At 42.0% G+C, this 11,380-nt stretch carries 15 protein-coding genes and 4 tRNA genes; all 19 read right to left on the bottom strand.

Annotated elements, in window-relative coordinates; all coding sequences use genetic code 11:
* Nucleotides 1–53 precede the first annotated feature (53 nt).
* The 19 genes from rplL to ACQZ43_RS06310 all read right to left on the bottom strand — a co-directional run bounded on the left by rplL (nucleotide 54) and on the right by ACQZ43_RS06310 (nucleotide 11,333).
* Nucleotides 54–422, bottom strand: a complete 369-nt coding sequence (gene rplL / locus ACQZ43_RS06400) for a 50S ribosomal protein L7/L12 (RefSeq protein ID WP_430615122.1) — start codon at nucleotides 420–422, stop codon at nucleotides 54–56.
* 76 nt (nucleotides 423–498) lie between these two features.
* Entirely contained in the window at nucleotides 499–1,014 is a 516-nt protein-coding gene (gene rplJ / locus ACQZ43_RS06395; protein ID WP_430615121.1) for a 50S ribosomal protein L10, read from the bottom strand.
* A gap of 22 nt (nucleotides 1,015–1,036) precedes the next feature.
* A complete protein-coding gene (rplA, locus tag ACQZ43_RS06390) occupies nucleotides 1,037–1,726 on the bottom strand; it encodes a 50S ribosomal protein L1 (RefSeq protein ID WP_430615120.1) in 690 nt (229 codons plus the stop codon).
* 18 nt (nucleotides 1,727–1,744) lie between these two features.
* Complete coding sequence (gene rplK / locus ACQZ43_RS06385; protein ID WP_219288227.1) at nucleotides 1,745–2,182, bottom strand: 50S ribosomal protein L11; 438 nt, start codon at nucleotides 2,180–2,182, stop codon at nucleotides 1,745–1,747.
* A 59-nt stretch (nucleotides 2,183–2,241) separates the two neighbouring features.
* Nucleotides 2,242–2,793 carry a transcription termination/antitermination protein NusG gene (gene nusG / locus ACQZ43_RS06380; RefSeq protein ID WP_430615119.1) on the bottom strand — a complete coding sequence of 184 codons (552 nt, stop codon included), beginning with the start codon at nucleotides 2,791–2,793 and terminating at the stop codon, nucleotides 2,242–2,244.
* A gap of 19 nt (nucleotides 2,794–2,812) precedes the next feature.
* On the bottom strand, nucleotides 2,813–3,007 hold the full coding sequence (secE, locus tag ACQZ43_RS06375) for a preprotein translocase subunit SecE (RefSeq protein WP_430615118.1): 195 nt from the start codon (nucleotides 3,005–3,007) through the stop codon (nucleotides 2,813–2,815).
* Nucleotides 3,008–3,022: 15 nt separating this feature from the next.
* Nucleotides 3,023–3,093 (bottom strand) — tRNA-Trp (locus ACQZ43_RS06370).
* A 58-nt stretch (nucleotides 3,094–3,151) separates the two neighbouring features.
* Nucleotides 3,152–4,339: an elongation factor Tu gene (tuf, locus tag ACQZ43_RS06365; protein WP_430615117.1), complete on the bottom strand. Its 1,188-nt coding sequence runs from the start codon at nucleotides 4,337–4,339 to the stop codon at nucleotides 3,152–3,154.
* Nucleotides 4,340–4,397: 58 nt separating this feature from the next.
* A tRNA-Thr gene (locus tag ACQZ43_RS06360) sits at nucleotides 4,398–4,469 on the bottom strand.
* A gap of 23 nt (nucleotides 4,470–4,492) precedes the next feature.
* Nucleotides 4,493–4,573: transfer RNA gene (locus ACQZ43_RS06355), tRNA-Tyr, on the bottom strand.
* A gap of 27 nt (nucleotides 4,574–4,600) precedes the next feature.
* Nucleotides 4,601–4,674, bottom strand: a tRNA-Thr gene (locus ACQZ43_RS06350).
* Nucleotides 4,675–4,766: 92 nt separating this feature from the next.
* Nucleotides 4,767–5,069, bottom strand: coding sequence for a ribosome hibernation-promoting factor, HPF/YfiA family (gene hpf, locus ACQZ43_RS06345; RefSeq protein WP_430615116.1), 303 nt, complete (start codon nucleotides 5,067–5,069; stop codon nucleotides 4,767–4,769).
* Between the two features lie 30 nt (nucleotides 5,070–5,099).
* A complete protein-coding gene (locus ACQZ43_RS06340; RefSeq protein ID WP_430615115.1) occupies nucleotides 5,100–5,996 on the bottom strand; it encodes a tyrosine-type recombinase/integrase in 897 nt (298 codons plus the stop codon).
* 185 nt (nucleotides 5,997–6,181) lie between these two features.
* Nucleotides 6,182–6,376: a 30S ribosomal protein S21 gene (rpsU, locus tag ACQZ43_RS06335; RefSeq protein WP_219288616.1), complete on the bottom strand. Its 195-nt coding sequence runs from the start codon at nucleotides 6,374–6,376 to the stop codon at nucleotides 6,182–6,184.
* Nucleotides 6,377–6,624: 248 nt separating this feature from the next.
* Nucleotides 6,625–7,299, bottom strand: a complete 675-nt coding sequence (locus tag ACQZ43_RS06330; RefSeq protein ID WP_430615114.1) for a hypothetical protein — start codon at nucleotides 7,297–7,299, stop codon at nucleotides 6,625–6,627.
* 200 nt (nucleotides 7,300–7,499) lie between these two features.
* Entirely contained in the window at nucleotides 7,500–8,642 is a 1,143-nt protein-coding gene (locus ACQZ43_RS06325) for an acyl-CoA dehydrogenase family protein (protein WP_430615113.1), read from the bottom strand.
* A gap of 20 nt (nucleotides 8,643–8,662) precedes the next feature.
* Complete coding sequence (locus ACQZ43_RS06320; protein WP_430615112.1) at nucleotides 8,663–9,460, bottom strand: ComEA family DNA-binding protein; 798 nt, start codon at nucleotides 9,458–9,460, stop codon at nucleotides 8,663–8,665.
* Nucleotides 9,461–9,653: 193 nt separating this feature from the next.
* Nucleotides 9,654–9,875 carry a PspC domain-containing protein gene (locus ACQZ43_RS06315; RefSeq protein ID WP_430615111.1) on the bottom strand — a complete coding sequence of 74 codons (222 nt, stop codon included), beginning with the start codon at nucleotides 9,873–9,875 and terminating at the stop codon, nucleotides 9,654–9,656.
* A 165-nt stretch (nucleotides 9,876–10,040) separates the two neighbouring features.
* On the bottom strand, nucleotides 10,041–11,333 hold the full coding sequence (locus ACQZ43_RS06310) for a DUF2851 family protein (protein ID WP_430615110.1): 1,293 nt from the start codon (nucleotides 11,331–11,333) through the stop codon (nucleotides 10,041–10,043).
* Nucleotides 11,334–11,380: the final 47 nt, after the last annotated feature.

Genomic DNA, 11,380 nt, shown 5'->3' with positions numbered 1-11,380 from the left:
GCCTTTGAGAGTGATTCTCAAGGCCTAAACCTGGTTATATCATGTTGGTTAGATTACTTAAGCTCAACAACAGCTCCAGCTTCTTCCAATGATTTTTTAAGACCTTCTGCTTCATCTTTAGAAACACCTTCTTTGATGTTAGATGGAACTGAATCAACGATGTCTTTTGCTTCTTTAAGACCTAGACCTGTTAATTCTTTAACCGCTTTAACAACAGCTAATTTAGAAGCTCCAGCTTCTTTCAAGATTACAGTGAATTCTGTTTGCTCTTCAACTGCTGCTGCGTCTCCACCACCGGAAACGATTACTGCTGCTGCTGCTGGCTCGATACCGTAGTCATCTTTTAATATAGTTGCTAATTCGTTAACTTCTTTTACTGTAAGGCTAACCAATTGTTCTGCGAATTGTTTCAAATCTGCCATTTTTTCTATCTTTTAATTTGATTTGTAAAAATATAATTTATTAAGTGCGTTCTTGTATAAGAATCAAAACGAAAGCTTACTCAGCGGAAACTTCCTCTGCGCTAACAGCTTCGTCTTTAAATTGATTTTGAAGAGCTGAAATAACTCTTTGTGCAGGAGATTGAAGCAATCCAATGATTTCTCCAATAACCTCTTCTTTGGACTTGATAGCCACCAAAGAATCCAATAGCTCATCGCCAATGTAGATTTCTTCGTTGATATAAGCGCCTTTCAAAAGCGGTTTATTGGATTTTTTTCTAAAATCCTTAATTACTTTTGCCGGAGCGTTCGCTACCTCTGCAATCATAATTGCACTATTTCCCTTTAAAACAGAAGGTAAATCTTCGTAGTTATTTACAGAAGCTTCCATTGCTTTACTAAGCAACGTGTTCTTTACAACCTCCAATTTGATACTTGCTTTATAACAAGCTTTTCGTAGATTCGAAGTAACGTCTGCATTTAGTCCAGATATATCGGCAATATATAAAATATTGGCCCCAGCTAACTGCTCAGTTAAAACTTCAATCGCGAGTGATTTTTGTTCTCTAGTCATGCTTACAATTTTTAACTACCAATTAAACTGCTTTTGGATCTAAAGCAATAGCAGGACTCATAGTACTTGATATATGAATAGACTTAATATAAGTACCCTTAGCTGCTGTTGGTTTCAATTTGATTAATGTTTGGATAAGCTCAGCAGCGTTTTCAGTAATTTTTTCTGCCTCGAAAGACACCTTACCGATAGATGCGTGAACAATACCTGTTTTGTCAACTTTAAAATCGATTTTACCAGCTTTAACCTCTTGAACTGCTTTCGCCACATCCATAGTTACTGTTCCTGTTTTAGGGTTAGGCATTAAACCTCTTGGCCCTAAAATTCTACCTAATGGTCCTAGTTTACCCATAACCGCTGGCATAGTGATGATCACATCAACATCTGTCCAACCGTCTTTGATTTTTTGTAGGTAATCATCAAGTCCCACGAAATCTGCACCAGCAGCTTTAGCTTCTTCCTCCTTGTCTGGAGTAACCAAGGCTAAAACGCGTACATCTTTACCGGTTCCGTGTGGTAAAGTAACCACACCACGTACCATTTGGTTTGCTTTTCTAGGATCAACTCCTAAACGCACAGAGATGTCTACTGATTCATCAAACTTTGCAGAAGCGATTTCTTTTACTAATGCCGAAGCATCTTTCAAAGAGTAAGCCTTATTCTTCTCGATTTTAGAAGCTGCTTCTTTTTGCTTTTTTGTTAATTTTGCCATTTCTTTTTTCTTTTACAATTAAAAAGGAGCAGTCCCTGTTACAGAAATTCCCATAGATCTTGCAGTACCCGCTATCATTGACATAGCTGATTCAACCGTAAATGCGTTTAAATCCGGCATTTTGTCTTCTGCAATAGCTTTAACTTGTTCCCAAGTAACACTAGCTACTTTTTTTCTGTTTGGTTCACCAGAACCAGATTTTGCTTTTGCAGCCTCTAATAATTGAACAGCAGCAGGTGGCGTTTTAACAACAAATTCAAAAGATTTGTCTTTATACACAGTAATTTGTACTGGTAAAATTTTGCCTGGTTTATCTTGTGTTCTCGCATTAAACTGCTTACAGAACTCCATGATGTTAACTCCAGCAGCCCCCAAAGCAGGTCCAACCGGTGGCGAAGGATTCGCTGCACCTCCCTTAACTTGTAGTTTAACTACTTTACTAATTTCTTTTGCCATTTTTCAAAAAATTTAGCACATCTTCAATTGGAAGCAAAGATGCGTACAATATGTAACAATTATATTTTTTCTACTTGCATAAAGCTCAATTCCAACGGTGTTTTTCTTCCGAAAATCTTCACCATCACCTCGAGTTTACGTTTTTCTTCGTTGATGTTTTCCACGGTACCGTTGAACCCGTTGAACGGCCCGTCGATTACCTTAACGGTTTCACCAACTATATATGGGATTGCGCCGGTATCTACCTTAACAGATAGCTCATCCACCTTCCCTAACATTCTATTCACTTCAGCAATTCTCAACGGCACCGGATCTCCGCCTTTGGTTTCACCCAAAAAGCCAATGACCCCCGTAATCGATTTGATCACGTGAGGAACCTCGCCAGTTAAATTCGCTTCAACCATAATATACCCCGGAAAATAAACCCTTTCTTTAGTGGTTTTTTTACCATCGCGAATTTGAACAACTTTTTCTGTCGGAACAAGTACTTGGGAAAGGTAATCAGACATGCCTAATCTAGAAATCTCAGTTTCGATATAATTCTTAACCTTGTTTTCCTGTCCACTCACCGCACGAACCACATACCATTTTTTGACATTATTATCAGTCATATCTCTATTCTCTTATGATTTAATTTTTAACCCAGTTATAAAAGACACCCAACAATTCCGAAAAGGAAGAGTCAACGCCCCAAGTCGCTAAAGATAAAACTACTGTAAACACAGCTACAATAATTGTCAAGCGCTGCACTTCAGACCAAGGGGACCAAGTCACATTGGATTTCAATTCTCTGAATGCTTCAGATATGTAATTAATAACTTTCATTGTATACTTTATTTGCACGGGTGGAGGGATTCGAACCCCCATCAACGGTTTTGGAGACCGCTATTCTACCCTTGAACTACACCCGTTTGTTAGAAAAGTCAGTAGTTAAAAACTACTGACTTTAAAAAATTTTTACTAATAAAATTAGTCTAGAATTTCAGTTACCTGACCTGCTCCTACAGTTCTACCACCCTCACGGATTGCAAAACGAAGACCAATACTCAAAGCAATTGGGCTCAATAATTGAACGTCAATTGTCAAGTTATCTCCAGGCATAACCATCTCAACTCCTTCTGGCAACATAATAGTACCAGTTACATCCGTTGTACGAACGTAGAATTGTGGACGGTAGTTATTGTGGAATGGAGTGTGACGTCCACCTTCTTCTTTTTTCAAGATATAAACTTCCGCTTTGAATTTAGCGTGTGGTTTAACTGATCCTGGCTTAACGATAACCATACCTCTACGGATATCATTTTTGTCAATACCTCTCAACAATAAACCTACGTTATCTCCAGCTTCACCTCTATCAAGGATTTTGCGGAACATCTCAACTCCTGTTACAGTAGAAGTCAATTTATCTGCACCCATACCGATGATTTCAACAGCATCACCTGTATTAGCAATACCAGTTTCGATACGACCTGTAGCAACAGTTCCACGACCTGTAATTGTAAATACATCTTCCACTGGCATCAAGAATGGTTTTTCTGTATCACGAATTGGCTCTTCGATCCATTGATCAACTTCTGCCATCAATTGCAATACCGTATCTACCCATTTAGGCTCGCCGTTTAAAGCTCCTAAAGCAGATCCTTGAATAACTGGTCCGTTATCACCGTCATATTGGTAGAAAGACAACAAATCTCTGATTTCCATCTCAACCAATTCTAACAATTCAGCATCATCAACCATGTCAACTTTATTCATGAATACAACGATTCTAGGAATACCAACTTGGCGACCTAAAAGGATGTGTTCACGAGTTTGCGGCATTGGTCCATCAGTTGAAGCAACCACTAAAATTGCACCATCCATCTGAGCAGCACCAGTAACCATGTTTTTCACATAATCCGCGTGACCTGGACAGTCAACGTGAGCATAGTGACGGTTTGCTGTAGCATACTCTACGTGAGATGTATTGATAGTAATCCCTCTTTCTTTTTCTTCTGGAGCGTTATCGATTTGATCGAAACTTCTTGCTTCAGAAAAACCTGCATCTGATAATACTTTAGTAATAGCTGCAGTCAAAGTTGTTTTTCCGTGATCCACGTGTCCGATTGTACCAATGTTAAGGTGCGGCTTCGAACGATCAAAATTTTCCTTTGCCATGATTTAATAATTTAATCTTAGTTATATAATTAGTGTTCAAATTTAATAAAAAAACTTGAGCCAATGACGGGAATTGAACCCGTGACCTCTTCCTTACCAAGGAAGCACTCTACCCCTGAGCTACACCGGCATACTTTTTTTACTCATTTATTGTGGGGAGAGCAGGATTCGAACCTGCGAAGGTTTCCCAACGGATTTACAGTCCGTCCTCGTTGGCCGCTTGAGTATCTCCCCTAACCCGTAATGTCAAATATTCTATTGAGCCGATAGAGGGACTCGAACCCACGACCTGCTGATTACAAATCAGCTGCTCTAGCCAACTGAGCTACACCGGCGACTTCAATAAAAAAAGCCCGCTATTTCTAACGGACTGCAAATGTATATATTTTATTTGTTAAACAAAACTTTTTTTAATTTTTTTTGCCCTTTACAGGTGAGATTTTATTCTTTCTTTACGTTTAAGCAACAATCGCTCTAGAGAATCTCCACACAAATCCACAGCCTCCTCAAAAGTTTTGGCCGTTTTCTTTACAATCATCTCATCACCAGGAACCAAAATCTTCACATCAACACATTTGTTTTCCTTTTCGTTGCTGTTATCCAATTTTAAGAACACGTCAAACGCCACAATTTTATCGTAGTACTTCTCCAGCTTGGACAAGCGCTCGTTTATAAAATCTACCAATTTTCTATCGACGTTAAAATTAACTGCTTGAATGTTTACTTTCATAATGTTTTTGTTTTATCAATTAAAAATCTACTAGTCCTTCTTGGCCCGAGGATGCGCATTTTGATAAACCAACTTGAGCTGATCCAAACTCGAATGGGTATAAACCTGAGTGGAAGACAAACTCGCGTGTCCCAACAATTCTTTAATTGCATTGATATCCGCCCCGTTGTTTAACAAATGAGTCGCAAATGTATGTCTTAACACATGTGGACTTTTCTTCTCCTTAGACGACACTTGACTAAAGTAATTATTTATTAATCGATACACAAATGTTTCCCCTACTTTATTGCCGTTTTTCGAAATTATTAACACTTTAAAATTCGGGTCCAAATCCAAAGTCGCACGCAGTGCGAGGTATTTTTGCAACAGCGCTTTTAAGGGGGCAATCATCGGCACCAAGCGCAGCTTATTGCGCTTTCCCTTAATCTTGACCAGGTCGGAAAAAAAATCCAAATCGCCGACTTCCAAAGTCAGCAACTCGGCCCGACGCAACCCCAAGGCATAGAGCAATTCCACCACCACCCAATCGCGGACCGCCTCGAAGTCGGTTCCCCGACTCAAGCGCTGTAAAACAGCGTCTACTTCGGCAGTCGAAAAGGGCACTTGAATCTTTTTCTCTACCCGCAACGACTGTTGCTGCTTTAACGGATGTTCCTCGACCAGCTTCAAGCGGTGCAAAAAGGAATAAAACGACTTGAGTCCGCTGGTTTTTCGATTGATCGAGCTGTTGCTCAACCCCCGTTCGGACAAATCACCCACCCAGGCGCGAACCGCGCTGTAATCCGCCTCTAAATACGACAGGTCGGCCCCTTGCGACAGAAACTGCAAAAAGTCTTCCACATCGCGCGAATACGCCAATATCGTCCGGTCCGAAAAGTGCTTTTCGAACTGCAGGTAGTCCCTATATTTTTGGAGATCGGCATTCACTATACTTCCACTGTGTTTTAAATGATCGGTCGCGGCAGCCGCAGCGTTAAAAAACCGTACAGATCGGCGTTGTTTAACAAAAAACACCCGAAGGCCTAACGCGGGTTGACGCCACAAAAAAAACCGTTACAACAAAGTTAAACACTTTATCATAACGGTTTATATTTAATTCAATTTTTAAGAGGCTAGATTTCTACAGCATCTCTTAATCCTTGAACGTATGCAGCTTTCTGCATTTTTGCTCTTTTGGTGATCGAAGGTTTCGAAAACGCCTGACGAGATCTCAATTGACGCAAGGTTTTAGTCTTGTCAAATTTACGTTTGTAACGCTTTAGCGCTCTATCGATATTTTCTCCGTCTTTAATTGGAATGATTAACATAGTATATACACCTCCTTTCATTTATGTGGGTGCAAAGGTATTGCTTTTTATTTAACTACGCTATTTATTTTTAAAAAAAGCCACAGCCCGTAGGTCTAAAACAACTGCGGCAGTCCGAGCTCGCTATTGACCCCGCCTTACAGCGGCTAAAAACGGATTACAAGGCCTCCCTAAAACACTCAAGCGACCGTTTACTACAGTCGCTTGGGTGTTTTTGGAGCTTTCACGCGCCTTTAGGTGCTAACGCCCTAGTTGACGCATTCGGTTTTTGCCAACTTTTGCGCCTGATCTTGCCCCCATTTCGGATAAAAGGGAACTTCCGATTTTTGATTGTCAAAAGCGACTAAAGCCTTTTTGAGTTCCTCGCAATACGCTGTTTTGTCCTTGCCGAAATAATTGGCTTCGCGGATATTGTAAGCAGCTCTACCGTAGAGCGCTCGTGGATTTTGCGGTTCTAATGCCAAAGCTTCCTCGTAGAGCTCTGCCACGTTTTGAGAAAGTGCTTTTTTACCCAAGGGATCGATACTGACTTCCGAGGCGTAGTTTAAGGCGAGTAAATTTAACCACTCTGCATTTCTTTCGGTTTCCAAGAAACCTTCGATGCGCGCACGCGCCTTGTCGATTTGATTCATCTTGTCGCGGTGGTTGGTCACGTCAAACGAATTGGTCGTTTCCAACAAGGTCAGATAATAAGCCGGGATCCAATTGGTCTGATCTTGTTCCGCCAATTTTTCAAATTGCAGCATCGCCCCACTGATATCGCCCTTGCTCCATATTTCCAATGCCTTTCCCATTGATGGTTTTCCCATAGGTGGTGCTTTTCGCTGTACGGGAGGACGCTGCTTTTTTACCGCAGGTGTTTTCCTTTGCGCCAAGGCTCCGACCGATATCAATAAGCATAAAAAAATAAGTATTTTTTTCATATTTTATATTATTTAGGTTTAATAACTGTTTTTTCTACTAAAGTAGGTAAACTTAAAAAAGAATTACATAATTCCCGCCTTTTCCGGCCTTCTTTTTTGTGATTTTTTTGCGATTTTTTTTTTCGCCTTACTCTCCTGCAACTACCACCAACAAAAAAGAGACTCCCGAAGAAGTCTCTTTTTTATATCTAGCAGTACGCTTAGTCCTTTAAAACATTTCTTGAAATTACCAATTTTTGAATCTCCGTAGTTCCTTCTCCAATGGTACACAATTTTGAATCTCTATAGAATTTCTCTACCGGGAAATCTTTGGTGTATCCGTATCCGCCGTGAATTTGAACGGCTTCTGACGACACCTTAACACAGACTTCCGAAGCGTACATCTTGGCCATAGCGCCCAATTTTGTCATCGGTTTGTCGTGGTTTTTTAAGAACGCCGCTTTGTGCAACAACAATTCCGACGCTTCGATTTCCGTAGCCATATCGGCCAATTTAAAGGCGATGGCCTGAAACGAGCTGATTGGCTTTCCAAATTGATGTCTCTCTTTGGAATATTTTAAAGCGGCTTCATAAGCCCCTTTTGCAATACCCAACGACAGCGCTCCAATCGAAATTCTTCCTCCGTCTAATATTTTCATCGCTTGAATAAAACCTTCACCAACTTCTCCCAGACGGTTATCATCTGATAAACGACAATTGTCAAAGATCAACTCTGCGGTTTCGGAAGCGCGCATTCCCAATTTATTTTCTTTTCTACCGCTAGAGAAACCAGGGGTTCCCTTTTCGATCACAAAAGCGGTCATTCCTCTGGAATCGCCTTTTTCTCCCGTTCTAACAATAACTACGGCTACATCGCCGGAAATAGCATGTGTGATGAAGTTTTTCGCTCCGTTGATCACCCATTCATCGCCGTCTTTTACCGCCGTGGTATTCATTCCTCCGGCATCAGATCCGGTGTTGTGCTCGGTTAATCCCCAAGCGCCAATCCATTCTGCCGTGGCCAATTTGGGAATCCAACGCTTTTTTTGCGCTTCGTTACCGAAGGTCAAAATGTGATTGGTACACAAGGAATTGTGTGCCGCTACCGAAAGACCTATGGACGAATCGACTTTGGAAATCTCCTCAACAATCGTAATATACTCATGGTACCCCAATCCAGAGCCTCCTAATTCTTCTGGTACTAAAACACCCATAAAGCCCATTTCTCCTAGTTTTTTAAAGAGATCTACTGGAAAGATTTGTGCTTCATCCCACTCCATAATATGCGGGCGGATATTTTGTTCAGCGAAGTCTCTGATTGACTGTGCAATCATCGCTTGGGTTTCATTATAGTCGAAGTTCATTGTAGTGATTTTTATATTTCTTAAAAAGCCAAATATAAGCTAATTATCTCTAGTTTGTCAAGGGGGAAATTCTTTATATTTTCAAATTCTTTTGGATCGCTAAAATCGCCGTTCTCACTTCGGTATATCACTATACTCCTAGCTTGCTGATAGTTGATGTAGGGTATTTTATTTATCTCTGCCAGACTCGCGGTATTCACGTTGGTTTTTACGGGTTTCAATTCGTCCAAAACGTCAAAAAAAACCCTTACATTCTGCAAACATTCCTCGCTCAATCCCCAAATAAAATCGAGTTGTTTCATCTGCAAAAAGCCTCCCAATTGGCTGCGCTCTTTTAGAATGCGCTCGGCAAATACCGGTCCGACACCTCTTAAGTCCATCAAATCGTCTCGGGTAGCGCTGTTAATATCCTTAATCGTTATGGGCAATGGAGGTGGTGCTGCGTTTTGGTCGGTCTTTTTTGCGGGTTTGTGCGCTTTCCAATCGGGAAATTTAAACGCGGCTTTTACACTGTCTAACCAGCGATCGGACACCTGAGTGACCGCCTGAAATTCTTCGGCGGAATTGACAAAGCGGTCCTGCGCTCGAAAGGCGTGTAGTCGGTCTATTTCCGCTGTGGACATGCCCAGGGTATACGCCTTATAATCGGATATAAAATTAGGGTTGAACCGCTGAATGGGAGGATTGCTAGTCGTCGCTGCTGCCAGCGAATCCAAGGTCAATTGCTCGCGCATCCACAGCGCATCAAAAGGCGGTTGATCGGTTTGCCGGTAAGACCAATTCCTATACAGGTAGTAGGCGCCCTGCAAAATTGCCATCGACAGGGCGAGCACGAGTATACCAATCCGCTGTAAGCGGGTCGCGTACGGAATGCTATTTAGCCATCGTTTTTTCACGGTTGCTGCCGAGGCACTATTTTTATGAATTTCCTAAAGATAGTAAAATCCGTCGGTATATCGGGCTGCGGCAAATCGAAAACCAAGATTTTAACACCGCTGCTTCCGAACAGTGCTACAAATCAAAAACAGAACTTCTCTTGGTGTAAATCAGGTCTTTGATGCGCACGACAAAGGCCAGTGTTAAGTAAAAGGCAAAGGCCAAGCCCAGGGTAAAAAAGGATAGGTAGATAAAAAAGAAACGCACGCTACTGGTTCGCATACCGATGCGATCGGCTAGACGAGCCGACACGCGAAAGCCGTATTTTTCGAAGAAATAGCGAATATTGTTGATCATGATAGGCAAACTTAGTATACAAATATAGTCAATTTTCGGCAATCTTGTCCGCGGTTTTTGATCGAGAGTCGAAAAAGTGTCGCGTTAAAGACCGCATGCCTTTCACGACCGCTATAGAAAAATGCCTCATAGGCAATCGGCGATCAGTCGCTTGTTGCACCTGGTTCAGTTCGGCTTTTTAGCGGCCTTATCCGCATACAAATAGGCGCGGCCCACACCGCAGTTTAAACATTTTTTGGCCTCGCAATAGCGCTTTTTAAGCTGTAACAGCGATTGGGTGTCGAAGCTGCTTTCCACCTTTACCCCTAAACGGGCAAAGTGGTTGATGATGTTGTTCTTTTCGGGTTTGATGCTGCTTATCAAGTCCAGGATTTGTTCCGAACAGTCGGTTCCTTTGCTGCGGTGGTAGGCATAGGTGAGCGGAATCACCGTATTGACGATGAGCAAATCGACAAAAGCCGTGGTCGTACGCTTGTTTTTCTCGGGGCTCTCCCGGTCCAAAACATAGTGGTTTTTCCAATAGGCAGTGGTGGTGGTGGCAAAGGTGCGGTAATAGTCTTCCTTGCTGCGGCATTGGAGCACGGCATCGAACAGGCTGGCATGCCGACTTAAGACTCCCGCCAATTGCGACAATCTGATGGTGGGAAAATTGTCGGGATGCAATTTGAAATAGGTGACTTGTATCGCATCGTCCACGTCTAACTGGTATTTTTGAGCCAAATAACGCCAGGTTTTCCACAGGTCTTTGCCGTAATGCTCTTGGTGATTCGCTTTTAAGATATTGGTTTTGCCCAAAAACAAGGCCTCGAGATGGGCGGTAGACTGCCGCTCTTTTTGTATGATTTTAATCGGCAAGGACTGGGCCATTTGAAGAAATGCCCCAGCGTTGATATTGAGGCCAAACCCCTGTGCTATTTGACAGAAAAAAACCGCTTCCCAATCTGAATGGGTTTGCAAAGCGCGTTGCTGTATCGGAAGCACCTTGCGCTCCAAGCGCTCAAAGAAGAGGGTTTCCAACCATTTGTCGCGCTTAAAAGCCTCCATTTGACCGATAAAATCTTCGCAGTAAATCCATTTTTTCTGCAGGCTCAATTGCGCATAGCGCGCTAGCAATTGCTCCTCGACATATTTGGACAAGACCAAAACGGAAATCTCACTGTGGTCTTGTCGAAGCACCGGCATATCGTATTCCCATACGACGTGCAAAATAACGTTGTCGTAATTTTCGTCCTGCTGATGTCGGTGTACATACCAGTCGGAAGCCTTGACGTGGATTTCGATATTGCCCGCCCACAGCTGTCCGTCCAACACAATTTGTCCGTTAAAGAAATCAGGGCCGGCCTGTTGGGTATAATCGCCGGTTCGAATCAGTTGCAAGCACTCGCCTTGCTCGGTGTATAAGTCGGTAAATTTAAATTGCTTATACTGCCAGATATAATGTAAAAAAGCCTCCTTCATAAATCCCATATTAGCATCTCGGTCTAAGTTATTGAAAAAAAATTAAT

It is taken from the genome of Flavobacterium sp. JP2137 (assembly GCF_050562195.1).
Lineage (GTDB): Bacteria > Bacteroidota > Bacteroidia > Flavobacteriales > Flavobacteriaceae > Flavobacterium.
The sequence above is the reverse complement of the archived record's forward strand: the minus strand, read 5'-3'. Positions and strand labels throughout refer to the sequence as shown.

Bases quoted from the DNA above. Each gene is read 5' to 3' on its own strand.
- ACQZ43_RS06330 (WP_430615114.1), bottom strand. From the start codon at position 7,299: ATGAAAAAAATACTTATTTTTTTATGCTTATTGATATCGGTCGGAGCC.
- rplJ (WP_430615121.1), bottom strand. From the start codon at position 1,014: ATGACTAGAGAACAAAAATCACTCGCGATTGAAGTTTTAACTGAGCAG.
- hpf (WP_430615116.1), bottom strand. From the start codon at position 5,069: ATGAAAGTAAACATTCAAGCAGTTAATTTTAACGTCGATAGAAAATTG.
- nusG (WP_430615119.1), bottom strand. From the start codon at position 2,793: ATGACTGATAATAATGTCAAAAAATGGTATGTGGTTCGTGCGGTGAGT.
- ACQZ43_RS06325 (WP_430615113.1), bottom strand. From the start codon at position 8,642: ATGAACTTCGACTATAATGAAACCCAAGCGATGATTGCACAGTCAATC.
- rplK (WP_219288227.1), bottom strand. From the start codon at position 2,182: ATGGCAAAAGAAATTAGTAAAGTAGTTAAACTACAAGTTAAGGGAGGT.
- secE (WP_430615118.1), bottom strand. From the start codon at position 3,007: ATGAAAGTTATTAATTACATATCTGAAGCATTCAGAGAATTGAAATCC.
- ACQZ43_RS06320 (WP_430615112.1), bottom strand. From the start codon at position 9,460: ATGGCAATTTTGCAGGGCGCCTACTACCTGTATAGGAATTGGTCTTAC.
- ACQZ43_RS06315 (WP_430615111.1), bottom strand. From the start codon at position 9,875: ATGATCAACAATATTCGCTATTTCTTCGAAAAATACGGCTTTCGCGTG.
- rpsU (WP_219288616.1), bottom strand. From the start codon at position 6,376: ATGTTAATCATTCCAATTAAAGACGGAGAAAATATCGATAGAGCGCTA.
- rplA (WP_430615120.1), bottom strand. From the start codon at position 1,726: ATGGCAAAATTAACAAAAAAGCAAAAAGAAGCAGCTTCTAAAATCGAG.
- tuf (WP_430615117.1), bottom strand. From the start codon at position 4,339: ATGGCAAAGGAAAATTTTGATCGTTCGAAGCCGCACCTTAACATTGGT.
- rplL (WP_430615122.1), bottom strand. From the start codon at position 422: ATGGCAGATTTGAAACAATTCGCAGAACAATTGGTTAGCCTTACAGTA.
- ACQZ43_RS06310 (WP_430615110.1), bottom strand. From the start codon at position 11,333: ATGAAGGAGGCTTTTTTACATTATATCTGGCAGTATAAGCAATTTAAA.